Annotated in this window: 11 protein-coding genes; 1 reads left to right on the top strand and 10 read right to left on the bottom strand. The window is 71.4% G+C overall.

Annotated elements, in window-relative coordinates; all coding sequences use genetic code 11:
* Nucleotides 1-53 precede the first annotated feature (53 nt).
* Both pruA and ACZ514_RS08995 read right to left on the bottom strand, forming a co-directional pair.
* Nucleotides 54-1685: an L-glutamate gamma-semialdehyde dehydrogenase gene (gene pruA / locus ACZ514_RS09000; RefSeq protein WP_468166536.1), complete on the bottom strand. Its 1632-nt coding sequence runs from the start codon at nt 1683-1685 to the stop codon at nt 54-56.
* 20 nt (nt 1686-1705) lie between these two features.
* On the bottom strand, nt 1706-2632 hold the full coding sequence (locus ACZ514_RS08995; RefSeq protein ID WP_468166534.1) for a proline dehydrogenase family protein: 927 nt from the start codon (nt 2630-2632) through the stop codon (nt 1706-1708).
* A gap of 200 nt (nt 2633-2832) precedes the next feature.
* Between ACZ514_RS08995 and ACZ514_RS08990 the strand changes: the two genes are divergently transcribed.
* Nucleotides 2833-4047, top strand: a complete 1215-nt coding sequence (locus ACZ514_RS08990) for a PucR family transcriptional regulator (RefSeq protein ID WP_468166532.1) — start codon at nt 2833-2835, stop codon at nt 4045-4047.
* On the opposite strand, the gene ACZ514_RS08985 is transcribed toward ACZ514_RS08990, so the two are convergent.
* From ACZ514_RS08985 to ACZ514_RS08950, 8 genes are all read right to left on the bottom strand, one after another.
* Nucleotides 3942-4586: an RDD family protein gene (locus ACZ514_RS08985; RefSeq protein ID WP_469124417.1), complete on the bottom strand. Its 645-nt coding sequence runs from the start codon at nt 4584-4586 to the stop codon at nt 3942-3944. The two genes, ACZ514_RS08990 and ACZ514_RS08985, sit on opposite strands and share 106 nt — an antisense overlap.
* Nucleotides 4583-5197 (bottom strand): TetR/AcrR family transcriptional regulator, encoded by a 615-nt coding sequence (locus tag ACZ514_RS08980; RefSeq protein ID WP_468166528.1) that lies wholly within the window; start codon nt 5195-5197, stop codon nt 4583-4585. Before ACZ514_RS08980 ends, ACZ514_RS08985 begins: the two co-directional genes overlap by 4 nt.
* 165 nt (nt 5198-5362) lie before the next feature.
* Complete coding sequence (gene serA / locus ACZ514_RS08975; RefSeq protein WP_468166526.1) at nt 5363-6952, bottom strand: phosphoglycerate dehydrogenase; 1590 nt, start codon at nt 6950-6952, stop codon at nt 5363-5365.
* Between the two features lie 291 nt (nt 6953-7243).
* Nucleotides 7244-8245 (bottom strand): ketol-acid reductoisomerase, encoded by a 1002-nt coding sequence (ilvC, locus tag ACZ514_RS08970; RefSeq protein ID WP_468166524.1) that lies wholly within the window; start codon nt 8243-8245, stop codon nt 7244-7246.
* Between the two features lie 124 nt (nt 8246-8369).
* Nucleotides 8370-8894, bottom strand: coding sequence for an acetolactate synthase small subunit (ilvN, locus tag ACZ514_RS08965; RefSeq protein WP_388939950.1), 525 nt, complete (start codon nt 8892-8894; stop codon nt 8370-8372).
* 32 nt (nt 8895-8926) lie between these two features.
* A complete protein-coding gene (locus ACZ514_RS08960) occupies nt 8927-10813 on the bottom strand; it encodes an acetolactate synthase large subunit (RefSeq protein WP_468166522.1) in 1887 nt (628 codons plus the stop codon).
* A gap of 227 nt (nt 10814-11040) precedes the next feature.
* Entirely contained in the window at nt 11041-13914 is a 2874-nt protein-coding gene (locus ACZ514_RS08955) for a putative bifunctional diguanylate cyclase/phosphodiesterase (RefSeq protein WP_469124416.1), read from the bottom strand.
* A gap of 318 nt (nt 13915-14232) precedes the next feature.
* Nucleotides 14233-15180 (bottom strand): 2-hydroxyacid dehydrogenase, encoded by a 948-nt coding sequence (locus tag ACZ514_RS08950; RefSeq protein WP_468695772.1) that lies wholly within the window; start codon nt 15178-15180, stop codon nt 14233-14235.
* Between the last annotated feature and the right edge of the window lie 76 nt (nt 15181-15256).

Here is a 15256-nt window from a genome sequence, read left to right as displayed (position 1 = left end):
GCTCCGGGCTTGGGGGTACCGGAACGGGGGCGGGATTCAGGGGTCGGGCGGGGTCAGCCCATGTGGGGGTAGCCGTACTCGGTCGGCGGGACCAGGGTCTCCTTGATGGAGCGGGTCGAGGTCCAGCGGAGCAGGTTGGACGCCGCGCCCGCCTTGTCGTTCGTACCCGAGGCACGGCCGCCGCCGAAGGGCTGCTGGCCGACGACGGCGCCGGTCGACTTGTCGTTGATGTAGAAGTTGCCCGCCGCGAAGCGGAGCTTCTCCATCGTGTCGGCGGCCGCGTAACGGTCCTGGGCGATGACGGAGCCGGTCAGGGCGTAGGCGGAGACGTTCTCCATCTGCGCCAGCATCTCGTCGTACTTGTCGTCCTCGTACACGTGGACGGCGAGGATCGGGCCGAAGTACTCGGTCGTGAAGACCTCGTTCTCCGGGTCGGTGCACTCAATGACGGTCGGACGGACGAAGTAGCCCTCCGAGTCGTCGTACGTGCCGCCCGCGACGATCGTGCAGGTCGGGTCGGCCTTCGCACGGTCGATCGCGGCCTTGTTCTTCGCGAAGGAGCGCTCGTCGATGACCGCGCCGATGAAGTTGGACAGGTCGCGGACGTCACCCATGGCGATGCCGTCGACCTCGGCCGCGAACTGCTCCTTGAAGCCGTCGTTCCAGATGGAGGCCGGGACGTAGGCGCGCGAGGAGGCGGAGCACTTCTGGCCCTGGAACTCGAAGGAGCCGCGGGTCAGGGCGGTCTTCAGGATCGCGCGGTCCGCGGACGGGTGCGCGACGACAAAGTCCTTGCCGCCCGTCTCGCCGACCAGGCGCGGGTAGGAGCGGTACTTCTCGATGTTGTTGCCGACCGTCTTCCACAGGTACTGGAAGGTCTTGGTCGAGCCGGTGAAGTGGATGCCGGCGAGCTCGGGGTGGTTCAGGGCCACCTCGGAGACGGCGATGCCGTCGCCCGTCACCAGGTTGATGACGCCCTTGGGCAGGCCGGCCGCCTCCAGGAGCTCCATGAGGAGGACCGCGGAGTGGGTCTGCGTCGGGGACGGCTTCCACACGACCACGTTGCCCATGAGCGCGGGGGCGGTGGGCAGGTTGCCGGCGATGGCCGTGAAGTTGAAGGGGGTGATCGCGTAGACGAAGCCCTCGAGCGGGCGGTGGTCGCTGCGGTTCCACACGCCGGCGCTGTTCGCGGCCGGCTGCTCGGCCAGGATCTGGCGGGCGAAGTGGACGTTGAAGCGCCAGAAGTCGACGAGCTCGCAGGGGGTGTCGATCTCCGCCTGCTGCACGGTCTTGGACTGGCCCAGCATGGTGGAGGCGGCCAGCTTCTCGCGCCACGGGCCGGCCAGCAGCTCGGCGGCGCGCAGGATGATCGCGGCGCGGTCGTCGAAGGACATCGCGCGCCAGGCCGGGGCGGCGGCCAGGGCGGCGTCGACGGCCTCCCGGGCGTCGGCCTCGGTGGCGTTGGCGTACGTACCGATGACCGACTTGTGGTCGTGGGGCTGGACGACGTCGAAGCGCTCGCCGCCACCCATCCGCTTGACGCCGTTGATCGTCATCGGGAGGTCGATCGGGTTCTCGGACAGCTGCTTCAGCTGGATCTCGAGGCGCGCGCGCTCCGGGCTGCCGGGGGCGTACGAGTGGACCGGCTCGTTGACCGGCGCGGGGACCTGGGTCACAGCATCCATGGGGCTGGTAACTCCTTGACCTAGTTCTTGGTGATCATCGAGCGGAGGAAGAAGAGCAGGTTGGCCGGCTTCTCGGCGAGGCGGCGCATGAAGTAGCCGTACCAGTCGGTGCCGTAGGCCGTGTAGACGCGCATCCGGTGGCCCTCGGCGGCGAGCCGCAGGTGCTCCTCGCTGCGGATGCCGTACAGCATCTGGAACTCGTACTCGTCCAGTTTGCGCCCCGCCTGCCGGGCGAGCTCCTGTGCGATGGCGATGAGGCGCGGGTCGTGGGACCCGATCATCGGGTAGCCCTCGCCCTCCATCAGGATCTTCATGATCCGGACGTACGCCTTGTCGATCTCGGCCTTGTCCTGGTACGCGACCTCGGCGGGCTCCTTGTACGCGCCCTTCACGATCCGGACGCGGCTGCCGGCGGCGGCCAGCCGGCGGGCGTCGGCCTCGGTGCGGAAGAGGTAGGCCTGGATCACGCAGCCGGTCTGCGGGAAGTCCCGGCGCAGCTCCTCGTGGATGGCGAACATCGAGTCGAGGGTGGTGTGGTCCTCGGCGTCCAGCGTGACGGTGGTGCCGATGGCGGCGGCGGCCTCGACGACCGGGCGGACGTTGGCGAGGGCCAGCTCGTGGCCGCCCTCCAGCGCCTGGCCGAACATGGAGAGCTTGACCGACATCTCGACCTTCGCGCCCAGGCCCAGCTCCTCGAGGCGCTGGACGAGCTCCAGGTAGGCGTCCCGGGCCGCGTGGGACTGCTCGACGGCGGTGATGTCCTCGCCGACGACGTCGAGGGTGACCTCGAGGCCCTTGCGCGTCAGCTCCTCGACGATCGGGATGACCTGGTCGACCGTCTCACCGGGGATGAACCGGTTGACCACCGGCTTGGTCACCGGAGCGGCGGAAACGATACGGCGCATCTTGTCGCTGCGCGAGGCGGCGAGGATCGCGGGACCCAGCACGGGGCACCTCCAACGGGTGGCAGAAGCGGACGGACGGACGCCGCGGGGGTGGTGCTGCGACCGTGGGGAAAACGCGAGTGAAACCACCGTGAAACCTAAGGATCTCCACGATCCTCTGCCATCGACAGCTGTCACGCATCCGTGTCCCGGATCTCATACATCTGTCTGAAGGGTCTGCCGCGGAGTGGGAGAATGTCCGCGTGAAAGGCGATTACCAGGACCTGGTGGACGAGATCTCGGCGCTGCTCGGCGCCCCGGCGACGCTGGAGAACCGGGACTTCCGCCTCATCGCCTTCGGCGCGCACGACAGCGAGGACGACCTCGCCATGGACCCGGTGCGCACCCGCTCGATCCTGACCCGGCAGTCGACCGCGGCCGTCCGGGCCTGGTTCGAGGGCTTCGGCATCGCGCGCGCCACCGGCCCGGTGCGCATCCCGGCGGCCCCCGACGCGGGGGTCTTCCGGGGGCGGATCTGCCTGCCGGTGCGGTACCGGGGCATCGTGCAGGGCTACGTGTGGCTCCTCGACCAGGATCCGGGCCCGGATCCGGCCGCCCTGGACGCCGCCATGGACGTGGCCCGGCGGATCGGGGTGCTGCTCGCCGAGGAGGCCAGGGCGGGCGCCGGCCTCTCCCGGGAGTTCCTGGCGGTGCTGACGGCCGGCCGGGGCTGGCAGCAGGACATGGCGGTGGCCGCGCTGCGGGTGGCGCTGGGGCCCGGGGCCGAGGGGCCGTACGCCGCCGTGTGCGTGGCCCCGTGGTCCGGGGAGGCCCCGGGGTCGGTGCCGGGGGCCGCGGCGGTGTGCGTGGTGCCGGCGGGGTCCGAGGGCCCGGACGGCGCGGGTGCCGGTCCCGGGGCGGCGGCACTCGCGGTGCTGCTGCGGCTGCGGTCGGGGGACGCGCCGGCTCCGGCCGTGGCCGCGGCCGGAAGGCTGCTGCCGCCGGCGACGGCCGCGGCGGCCGGGCCGGGCGGCGGCGGGCGGGGGCCTTCCGGGGGCGGCCCCGTCACCGCCGGACTGTCCGACCCGGTCCGGGCGCTCACGGAGCTGCCCGCCGCCTGGGCCCAGGCCACCGCCGCCGCCCGGGCGGCGGCCGCGCAGCCGGGGCTCGGGCCGGTGGCGCGGTGGGCGGGGATCGGGCCGTACCGGATGCTGGCCGCCGTGGCCGCGGGCCCGGCGGACGACCCGGCGACCCGGGCGCTGCTGGCGCCGGCCCACCGGGAACTGGCCCGCACCGCCGAGGTGTTCCTCGACTGCGCGGGACAGGCGGGCCGCGCGGCGGCGGAGCTGGGCATCCACCGCCAGACCCTGTACTACCGGCTGGGCCGGGTCGAGCAGCTGACGGGGCTCGACCTGGACGCGGGCGAGGACCGGCTGCTGCTCCACATGGCGCTCAAGGCCGCCCGTCTGCGGGCCTGAGCCCCGCTCCGGGGCGGGTTCAGCGGCGGTGGATCACCGCGCTGCCGGCGGCCTTGTCGTGGAGGCCGAGGGCGTCGGGGCCGAGCGTCATGGAGGACGCGTTCGCCACGGTGAGCGGGGGGGACGCCGGTGACCACCAGGTTGGTGAGGTGGCGGACCACCGCCTGCCCGTAGGACAGGCGCCCGCCCCCGCGGGAGATGACCTCCATGCCCATCAGCCGCTTGCCGGGCGTCGCCCCGCGGCGCGAGAGCGACAGCGGCGAGTAGAGCAGCACGAAGGCGGCCGTCCAGACCGCCGCGGCCGCCTCCCAGGCGGTACGGGATTCCGGGTCGGGAACGGCGAGGGCACCGAGCACCCGGTCGAACCCGAGGAGCGGTACGAGGACCACCACGACGGCGATGGCCAGGTCCACGGCCGTGGCGGCGCAGCGCCGCATGATCCCGGCCGGGGAGCCGGGCAGCGGCCGGGCGTCCGGGGTGCGGCCCACCGGCGGCAGCGGGGCGAGGTCGTCACCGGCGGACAGGAACCCGGATCTCACCGCGTCTGCTCCAGCGGGCGTCCGGCGGCTCCGCCCGCGGCGGCCGTCAGCCCCTCCGCGATGCGGCGGAGCCCCTCGGTGAACTCCTCGGCGGAGGCGGCGGTTCCGGGGTCGAGCAGCCACTGGATCATCAGGCCGTTGAGCAGGGCCTGGCAGACGGAGCCGAGGGTGCGCTCGTCGCGTTCGGTCAGCTCCTCCTCCGGAGTGCCGGTGAGGAGCGTGATCAGGCCGCGGCGGCCCTCGGCCTGGGAGGCGGCGAGCATCCCGCGCAGCTGCGGCAGCCGTTCGCCGCTCAGCGCGACCTCCATGCCGGCCGCCCAGACGGGGGCGGAGGTGTCGTGCTGGGCGAGGACCCCTTCCCACAGGGCGCGCAGGCGTTCCAGGGAGCCGTCCTCACCGGGCATGCCGTGCTGGAAGGCCGTCTCGCCCCACTGCTGCATGAGGGCGATGAACGCCTGCGTGAGCAGGGCGTCCTTGGAACCGTAGTGGTAGCCGATGGAGGCCAGGTTCGTGCCGGAGGCGCCGACGATGTCGCGCGCGGTGGTGCGTACGAAACCCTTCTCGACCAGGCACTTCTTGGCGCCTTCGAGCAGATCCTCTTTGTGTCCCATGGCCGTCACCGTAGCAAGGCGGCCGTCGTGGACGAAGGTCCCGCACCCAGTGTTTATACATCCGTCATATACGCATGTCCCATGCGCAGGGCGCGCCCCTCCGCCAGGGGTGACGCGAAGGGGCCCGGGGTTGACGCCCCGGGCCCCTTCGGCGGTGCGCGACGGTCAGCCGAGGTTGACCGTACGGGCCGAGGCGGCGCCGATCTCCGCCGAGATGGCCGCGAGGACGTCCGCCGGGACCGCCGCGTCGACGGTGAGGACGACGAGCGCCTCGCCGCCCTCCTCGGCCCGGGCGACCTGCATGCCCGCGATGTTCAGACCGGCCTCGCCGAGGAGCTGGCCGACCTTGCCGACGACGCCCGGGCGGTCGGTGTAGCGCAGCACGATCATGTGGTCGGCCAGGGCCAGGTCCACGTCGTACTCGCCGACGCCCACGATCTTCTGAAGGTGCTTCGGGCCGGCGAGCGTGCCGGAGACCGACACCTCCTGGCCGTCCGAGAGGGTGCCGCGGACGGTCACCACGTTGCGGTGGTCCGGGGACTCCGAGCTGGTGGTCAGACGGACCTCGACGCCGCGCTCCTGCGCGAACAGCGGGGCGTTGACGTAGGAGACCGTCTCGTCGACGACGTCCTCGAAGACCCCCTTGAGGGCGGAGAGTTCCAGCACCTTGACGTCGTGCTGGGTGATCTCGCCGCAGACCTCGACGTCGAGGCGGACCGCCACCTCGCCCGCGAGGGCGGTGAAGATGCGGCCGAGCTTCTCGGCGAGCGGCAGGCCCGGACGGACGTCCTCGGCGATGACACCGCCCTGGACGTTGACCGCGTCCGGGACGAGCTCGCCGGCGAGGGCGAGGCGCACCGACTTGGCCACCGCGATGCCGGCCTTCTCCTGGGCCTCGTCCGTGGACGCGCCGAGGTGCGGGGTGCACACGACCTGGTCGAGCTCGAAGAGCGGGGAGTCCGTGCAGGGCTCCTTCGCGTACACGTCGAGGCCGGCGCCGGCGACGCGGCCCTCCTTGATGGCGGAGTACAGCGCGGCCTCGTCCACGATCCCGCCGCGCGCGGCGTTGACGATGCGGACGGACGGCTTCACCTTGTGCAGGGCCTCGTCCCCGATGAGACCCACGGTCTCGGGGGTCTTCGGCAGGTGCACGGTGATGAAGTCGGCGACCTCGAGCAGCTCGTCCAGCGTCAGCATCTTGACGCCCATCTGGGCGGCGCGCGCGGGCTGTACGTACGGGTCGTACGCGACGACCTTCATGCCGAAGGCCGACATGCGCTGGGCGACCAGGACACCGATGCGGCCGAGGCCGACGACGCCGAGGGTCTTCTCGCTGAGCTCGACGCCCGTGTACTTGTTCCGCTTCCACTCGCCGTTCTTCAGGGCGGTGTTGGCCTGGGGAATGTTGCGGGCGGTGGCCACGAGCAGGCCGCAGGCCAGCTCGGCGGCGGTGACGATGTTGGAGGTCGGGGCGTTCACGACCATCACGCCGGCCTTGGTGGCGGCGGAGACGTCGACGTTGTCGAGTCCGACACCGGCGCGGGCGACGACCTTCAGCTTCCTGGCCGCGGCGATGGCCTCGGCGTCCACCTTGGTGGCGGACCGGACGAGGATCGCGTCGACGTCCGTGATCGCGGGCAGCAGCTCGGCGCGGTCGGCGCCGTTGACGTGCCGGATCTCGAAGTCCGGACCGAGGGCGTCCACCGTGGCGGGCGACAGCTCTTCGGCGATGAGTACGACAGGTTTCGAGCTCACGTGGGTCCTCACAAGTCCAGTGCGGACGGCCGTCCCGACGGCCGCAGGCGGTGGAGGGGGTAGCCGCGTGGAAGACGCACGACACTGTGGGCCTGACGCGTTGTGTTCAGCAGTGTAGTAGCGGTTCGGGCGCGGATTTCCTCCTGTACGGAAGGATCACCCGTCCGGGATTGGCCGGGGTGGACAATCCGCGCTGTCCGAGGGCTACATTCCGGTGATCCCCGGCCGGCGGGAGCCGGCGGATGCGCGGCGGGGCCGGGACGCACCGTCCCGGCCCCGCCGTTCACGAGATCAGCTCTCGTCGTTGTCGACCCAGCTCATCAGCTTGCGCAGCTTCTTGCCGGTGGTCTCGAGCAGGTGCTCCGAGTCCGCCTTCTTGTACTCGTTGTACTTCGGCAGACCGGCCTTGTACTCGGCCATCCACTCCTCGGCGAACTTGCCGCTCTGGATCTCCTCCAGGACCTTCTTCATCTCGGCCTTGGTGGCGTCGGTGATGACGCGCGGGCCGGTGATGTAGTCGCCCCACTCGGCGGTCTCGGAGACCGACCAGCGCATCTTCTCCAGGCCGCCCTCGTACATGAGGTCGACGATGAGCTTCAGCTCGTGCAGGCACTCGAAGTAGGCGATCTCCGGCTGGTAGCCGGCCTCGGTCAGGGTCTCGAAACCGGCCTTGACCAGGGCGGAGGCACCACCGCAGAGGACGGCCTGCTCACCGAACAGGTCGGTCTCGGTCTCCTCGGTGAACGTGGTCTTGATGACGCCGGCGCGGGTGCCGCCGATGCCGGCCGCGTACGACAGGGCGAGGGCGAAGGCGTTGCCGGAGAAGTCCTGCTCGACGGCGGCGATGCACGGGACGCCGCGGCCCTCCTCGTACTGACGGCGGACCAGGTGGCCCGGGCCCTTCGGGGCGACCAGGGCGACGTCCACGTTGGCCGGGGGCTTGATGAAGCCGTAGCGGACGTTGAAGCCGTGGCCGAAGAAGAGCGCGTCGCCCTCCTCCAGGTGGTCCTTGATGGACGCCTCGTAGATCTCGGCCTGGAGCGGGTCCGGGGTCAGGATCATGATGACGTTCGCCCACGCGGCGGCCTCCGCCACGGAGACGACCTTCAGGCCCTGCTCCTCGGCCTTGGCCTTGGAGCCGGAGCCCTCCTTGAGGCCGACGACGACGTCGACGCCGGAGTCACGGAGCGACAGCGCGTGGGCGTGGCCCTGGCTGCCGTAACCGATGACCGCGACCTTGCGGCCCTGGATGATGGACAGGTCGGCGTCGTTCTCGTAGAACAGCTCGGCCACTGGGATATCTCCTTGGTGCGCTGGTGTTGCTCCCACCGTACGGCGGGGAACGGAATGAGAGTTTCTCGGTCTCGCTATGCGGGCCGGCGTGTCAGCCCCGCGTCCTGGACCGGACGCGCGGGGCTCAGGCGCTGCGCTCGAGCGAGCGCAGGCTGCGGTCCGTGATGGACCGCCCGCCGCGCCCTATGGCGATGGTGCCGGACTGCACGAGCTCCTTGATGCCGAAGGGCTCCAGCATCTTGAGCATGGCGCCGAGCTTGTCGCTGCCGCCGGTGGCCTCGATGGTGACGGCCTCCGGGGAGACGTCGACGGTCTTGGCGCGGAACAGCTGGACGATCTCGACGATCTGGGAGCGGGTCTCGTTGTCGGCGCGGACCTTCACGAGGACGAGTTCGCGCTCGATGGCGTTCGACGGCTCCAGCTCGACGATCTTGAGGACGTTGACCAGCTTGTTGAGCTGCTTGGTCACCTGCTCCAGCGGGAGGTCCTCGACGTTGACCACGATGGTGATGCGGGAGATGTCGGGGTGCTCGGTGACGCCGACCGCGAGGGAGTCGATGTTGAACCCGCGGCGGGAGAACAGCGCGGCGATCCGGGCGAGGATGCCGGGCGTGTTCTCGACCAGGACGGAGAGCGTGTGCTTGGACATGTGAGTCGTTCTCTCTCTCAGGCTCTCTCGGCTCAGTCGTCTTCGTTGTCGCCGAAGTCGGGGCGGACGCCCCGGGCTGCCATGACCTCGTCGTTGGAGGTGCCGGCGGCGACCATCGGCCACACCATGGCGTCCTCGTGGACGATGAAGTCGATCACGACGGTGCGGTCGTTGATCGCGTTGGCCTCGGCGATGACCTTGTCCAGGTCCGCCGGGTCCTCACAGCGCAGCGCGACGCAGCCCATGGCCTCGGACAGCTTGACGAAGTCCGGGACGCGGGTGCCCTTGCGGGGCGCGTTGGACTCGCCGAGCTGCGATCCCACGGTGTCGTGGCCCGTCTCGTCCGCGTGCAGCACGGTGTTGGAGTACCGCTGGTTGTAGAACAGGGTCTGCCACTGGCGGACCATGCCCAGCGCACCGTTGTTGATGATCGCGACCTTGATCGGGATGTTGTTCAGCGCGCAGGTGACCAGTTCCTGATTGGTCATCTGGAAGCAGCCGTCGCCGTCGATCGCCCAGACGGTGCGCTCCGGCATGCCGACCTTGGCGCCCATCGCGGCGGGGACCGCGTAGCCCATGGTTCCGGCGCCGCCGGAGTTCAGCCAGGTCCGGGGCTCCTCGTACTTGACGAAGTGCGAGGCCCACATCTGGTGCTGGCCGACGCCCGCCGCGAAGATCGTGCTCTTGGGCGCGAGCGCGCCGATCCGCTCGATGACCTGCTGCGGGGAGAGCATGCCGTCCTCGGGCAGGTCGTAACCCAGCGGGTAGGTCTCGCGCCAGCGGTTGAGGTCCTTCCACCAGGCGGTGTAGTCGCCCGTGTTGCCCTCGGTGTGCTCGGCCTGGACGGCCTGGATCAGGTCGGCGATGACCTCGCGGGCGTCGCCCACGATCGGGACGTCGACCTCGCGGTTCTTGCCGATCTCGGCCGGGTCGATGTCCGCGTGGATGACTTTGGCGAAGGGGGCGAAGCTGTCCAGCTTGCCGGTGACGCGGTCGTCGAAGCGGGTGCCGAGCGCGATCAGCAGGTCGGACTTCTGCAGTGCGGTGACGCCGGTGACGGAGCCGTGCATGCCCGGCATGCCGACGTGCAGCGGGTGGCTGTCGGGGAAGGAGCCCAGGGCCATCAGCGTGGTGGCGACCGGGACGCCGGTCAGCTCGGCGAGGACCTTGAGCTCGGCCGTGGCGCCGGACTTCATGACGCCGCCGCCGACGTACAGGACGGGGCGCCTGGACTGGCAGATGAGCTTGGCGGCCTCGCGGATCTGCTTGGCGTGCGGCTTGGTGACGGGCCGGTAGCCGGGCAGGTCCATGGCGGGCGGCCAGGAGAAGGTGGTCTTCGCCTGGAGGGCGTCCTTGGCGATGTCGACCAGGACCGGGCCGGGGCGGCCGGTGGAGGCGATGTGGAAGGCCTCGGCGATCGTTCTCGGGATGTCCTCGGCCCGGGTGACCAGGAAGTTGTGCTTGGTGATCGGCATGGTGATGCCGACGATGTCCGCCTCCTGGAAGGCGTCGGTGCCGATCGCCTTGGAGGAGACCTGGCCCGTGATGGCGACGAGCGGCACGGAGTCCATGTGCGCGTCGGCGATCGGGGTGACCAGGTTGGTGGCGCCCGGGCCGGAGGTGGCCATGCACACGCCGACCTTGCCGGTGGCCTGGGCGTAGCCGGTGGCGGCGTGGCCGGCCCCCTGCTCGTGGCGGACCAGGATGTGACGGACCCTCTTGCTGTCCATCATCGGGTCGTAGGCCGGCAGGATGGCGCCGCCCGGGATACCGAAGACGGTGTCGCACCCCACCTCTTCGAGAGAGCGGATGAGGGACTGCGCACCCGTCACGTGCTCAACTGCGGCGGACTGCTGTCCGCCCGTACGGGGCCGCGGCTGCGGATGGTGGGCCCCGGAGGCCTGCTCGGTCATCGGCATTCTCTTCTCGAAGCTGAGGGTTTTACGAGGAGCGGGGGTACTCCGGATCTGGGCCGGAGGCGTGTGCCAGTGCAACAAAAAACCCCTCGTGCCGGGTGGCAAGCGAGGGGAGCGCGTCGGTGGTGTCGAGCGGGGACATGCAGGCCCCAGCTTCAGCCGACGCGCTTTCCAAGTACGAGAATTCGGGTGCGCATGGCATTGACCCTCCCTCCGGCGGGAGGTGGATGTCAAGCGGGTGGGACGGGCGTCTCATTATGTGAGCCCCCATGGATGACCATCGAGCCACCGGACGAGCCTCCGGCCAAGGCCGGCTGGGCCGTACCGCCCGGTACTGGGAACGTACCTCGCACGAGCGCGCGGCGCAGCCTGTATTCGTCGAGTGGCCCGGAGAAGGCCGCGCCCTGGCCGTGGCTGCACCCCATCGCCCGCAGGGCCAGCACCTGCTCGGGGTGGTCCACCCCGTCGGCCACGGACTGCATGCCGAGGTCGTTTGCGATCCGCAACAATCCCGCCGTGATCTTGTGCAGCCTGGCCGATTCGACCACGCCTTCGACCAGCCCCCGGTCCAGCTTGAGCAGGTCCACCGGGAGGCGGCGGAGGGCGCTGATGGCCGCGTAGCCGCTGCCGAAGCCGTCGAGGGCGATCCGTACGCCGAGCCGGTGCAGGGCCGTCAGACGGCGCTCCAGCTCGTCGAAGGGCACCCTGGGGTCGGAGGCGGCCAGTTCCAGCACGAGGGCGCCGGAAGGCAGCCCGTGACGGTTCAGGAGGGCCTCGACGCTCGCCCCGGGCACCGAGAGGTCCAGCAGCCGCCGGGCGGTCATCCGGACGGCCACTGGTACGCCGTGCCCGGCCCGGTGCCGCTCGGCGGCCTGCTCCACCGCCTGCTCGAGGAGCCATCGGCCCAGTTCGGCCGTGCGGGAGGCGTCCGGTCCGGCCGCCGGCCCGCCCTCGCTCTGCTCGGCCACCCGGAGGAACTCGGCGGGGGTGAAGAGGATTCCCTGGGCCGAGCGCCAGCGGGCCTGCGCGGCCACCGCCGTGACCTCGCCGGTGGCCAGGCAGACCACGGGCTGGTGCAGCAGGGCGAAGTCGCCGTCGTGCAGGGCGGTGCGCAGCCGCCCGGCCAGCTCGGCCTTGCGCACGATCTCGGCCTGCATCTGCGGCGCGTACAGCTCGACCCGGTCCTTGCCGCCCGCCTTGGCCCGGTACATCGCGAGGTCCGCGTTGCGCATCAGGTCAGCGGGGGTGATGCCGGGGTCGGCGAAGGCGACGCCGATGCTGGCGGCCACCCGGACCTCGCTCCCGGCGATGCGGTAGGGCTGGGAGAGGGTGGCGCGCAGCCGGTCGGCGATGTCGTGGACCTGGTACTCGCGGGCACCGCGGTCGCGGCCGCCGTCGCCGAGGATGAGCGCGGCGAACTCGTCGCCGCCGAGCCGGGCGGCGGTGTCCCCGGCCCGGACGGCGTCCTGGAGGCGGCGGGCGGCCTCGACCAGCAGTTCGTCGCCGGCCTGGTGGCCGATGGTGTCGTTGACCGCCTTGAAGCCGTCGAGGTCGATGAAGAGCACGGCGGTGCTGTGGTCGCCGGCGCGGCGGCCGGTGAGGGCCTGGCGGACCCGGCGGGTGAACAGGGCCCGGTTGGGCAGGTCGGTCAGCGGGTCGTGCTCGGCGCTGTGCTGGAGCTGGGCCTGGAGGCGGACCCGCTCGGTGACGTCGCGGCTGTTGAGGATGAGCCCGCCCTGGTGGCGGTTGACCGTGGACTCCACGTTCAGCCACTCACCGCTGCCCGACCTGAACCGGCACTCGATGCGGGTGGTGGGCTCCTCGGCGGGCGGGGCGGCCAGGAAGCGGCGTACCTCGTGGACCACCCGGCCGAGGTCCTCGGGGTGGATCAGCGCGGCGAGCTCCGTGCCGACCAGATCCTCCGCCTCGCGGCCGTAGACGCCGGCGGCGGCGGGGCTGACGTAGCGCAGCGTGCCGGTGGGCGCGGCGATCATGATGACGTCGCTGGAGCCCTGGACCAGGGAACGGAAGTGGTTCTCCTTCTGGGCCAGTTCCTGGGTGAGAGCGATGTTGTCGAGCAGCATGATGCCCTGCCGGATGACGAGGGCGAGGACGACGGTGCAGCCGGTGAAGACCACCATCCGGTCGACCTTCCTGCCGTCCACGACGTTGGCCAGGATGCCGAGGGTGCAGACGGCGGCCGCGAGGTACGGGGTGAGGGCGGGCAGCGAGCCGGTGATGGGACGGCTGTGCGGGCGGTCGTGGCGCGGCGGCGAGGGGCGGGGCGCCGGTTCGGGCCTGCGGGCCCCCCAGGGGGCGTACGCGAGCAGCAGCGAGCCTGCGAACCAGCCGGCGTCGAGGATCTCCCCCGAGCTGTAGGTGGTGTTGAGCAGCGGCGAGGTGAACAGCGCGTCGCTCAGCACGGTCAGGGCGAGGGCCGCGATCGCCGTGTTGACCGCCGAGCGGTTGTTCGCCGAGCGCCGGAAGTGCAGCACCAGGACCATCGAGACCAGCGCGATGTCGAGGAGCGGGTACGCGAGCGAGAGCGCGGCGCGCAGCACGTTGCCGGGGGCACCCGACTGGGCGGTGCGGGCGGCGTTGGCCAGGGCCAGGCTCCAGGACAGGGTCAGCAGGGAGCCGCCGATGAGCCAGGAGTCGAGGCCGAGGCAGACCCATCCGGCCCGGGTGACGGGGCGTTTGGCCAGGACGAGCAGGCCCACGATGGCGGGCGGCGCGAAGCAGAGGAAGGCGAAGTCGGCGATCGAGGGCTCGGGGAGCTTCTGGCCGAGGACCACCTCGTACCAGCCCCAGACCGCGTTCCCCAGACCGCCCATGAGCGAGGAGAAGGCGAACATCAGCCAGGCGGGGCGTTCACGCCGGTCGATCGTGCGGGCGTAGTGGTAGCAGGAGAACGCGGCCAGTAATCCGGCGGCGCTGAGCCCGAAGTCCCCCATGACCTTGGCGAGTCCGTCCGACCCCCAGCCGAGGGCGGCCCCGACGGCGTAGCCGCCGCTCACGAGTGCGAGGAGGACTTGCGCCGCGATGCTCCGGCCGCCGCCCGTGACCGGCGACCGGGTCAGGAGCGCCGCCCCCTGGGCGCTCACCGGTGCCCCTCGCCGGACGGTTCTGGCGCAGCCCAGTCCCGGCGTCGTCGCCTCCGGCGGCCCTGCCGCATCGGATCCATCGTCCATTGGCCGTGCATCGCCCGTCGCCCCCCAAAGTGTCCGATCACTCCCCAGCGCCAGACATACGTGGCGCAGCCCCTTGGTCCGGACGATACACCACTTTCGTCACTCAGCGACATAGCTTCTCTACGCTCAGTTACCATGAGGGGGGTCGTGGCCACCGGTCGCGTCGGAACGGCCTCCGCCCTGCCGCGGGGCCGTGCGCGCGCGCCCCTTCCGAGCGGGAGCGTGCGCGCCTCAGTCCTTGATCAGCACGGTGTTGCCGACTTCCTCCCCGGCGGCGAACCGGGTCAGCTGGCGGGCCACGAGCCGCTTCGCCCTGGGCTCGAACGCCGAGCTGCTGCCGCCCACGTGGGGGGTGATCAGTACGTTCGGGGCGTGCCAGAGGGGGTGGCCCGCGGGCAGCGGCTCGGGGTCCGTCACGTCGAGGGCGGCGCGCAGCCTGCCGGACTCCAGCTCCGCCAGCAGGGCGGCGGTGTCGACGACCGGTCCGCGCGCGACGTTCACGAGCAGGGCGCCGTCCTTCATCCGCCCGAGGAAGGCCGCGTCGGCGAGGCCCCGGGTGTCCTCGGTCAGCGGAGTGGTCAGCACCACCACGTCCGCCTCGGGGAGGAGGGCGGGGAGGTCGGCGAGGGCGTGCACCGGGCCGTGCGGGGCGGTGCGGGCCGAGCGGGCGACGCGCGTGACCCGGCCGCACTCGAAGGGGACGAGCCGGTCCTCGACGGCCTCGCCGATCGCCCCGTAGCCGACGATCAGGACGGACCTGTCCGCGAGGGCGGCGTAGAAGCCGCCGCGCCACTCCTCCCGGTCCTGGCCGCGCACCATGCCGGGGATGCCGCGCAGGGAGGCCAGGACGAGGGTGAGGGCCAGCTCGGCGGTGCTGGCCTCGTGGACGCCGCGGGCGTTGCACAGCCGCACGCCCGGGCGCAGGTCGCCGAGGCCGGGCAGGACGTGGTCGATGCCGGCGGTGAGGGTCTGCACCACCCGCAGGGCGGGCATGGCCGCGAGCGGACGCAGCGTCACTTCCTGGGACTTCATGTACGGGGTGACGTAGAAGACGCAGTCCGCCGGATCGGCCGGAAAGGTGTCCTCGCCGTCCCACTGGCGGTAGCGGAAGCAGTCCGGGAGGCCGTCGATCTGCCCGGGCGGGAAGGGGAGCCAGACGTCCCCGGTCGTCGCAGTCATGATCGCGAGGCTATGCCAAGGGAACTGGATCAAGCCGTTAGTTTGAGGGCCGGACCGGGACCGGGCCGGAAGGGGG

It is taken from the genome of Streptomyces sp. NPDC034086, assembly GCF_055575515.1.
This window is presented reverse-complemented; position numbering and strand designations above follow the sequence as displayed.

Excerpts from the sequence above, each read along its gene's own strand:
- ACZ514_RS08950 (WP_468695772.1), bottom strand. The coding sequence starts at position 15,180 with ATGACTGCGACGACCGGGGACGTCTGGCTCCCCTTCCCGCCCGGGCAG.
- ilvN (WP_388939950.1), bottom strand. The coding sequence starts at position 8,894 with ATGTCCAAGCACACGCTCTCCGTCCTGGTCGAGAACACGCCCGGCATC.
- ACZ514_RS08980 (WP_468166528.1), bottom strand. The coding sequence starts at position 5,197 with ATGGGACACAAAGAGGATCTGCTCGAAGGCGCCAAGAAGTGCCTGGTC.
- ACZ514_RS08960 (WP_468166522.1), bottom strand. The coding sequence starts at position 10,813 with ATGCCGATGACCGAGCAGGCCTCCGGGGCCCACCATCCGCAGCCGCGG.
- pruA (WP_468166536.1), bottom strand. The coding sequence starts at position 1,685 with ATGGATGCTGTGACCCAGGTCCCCGCGCCGGTCAACGAGCCGGTCCAC.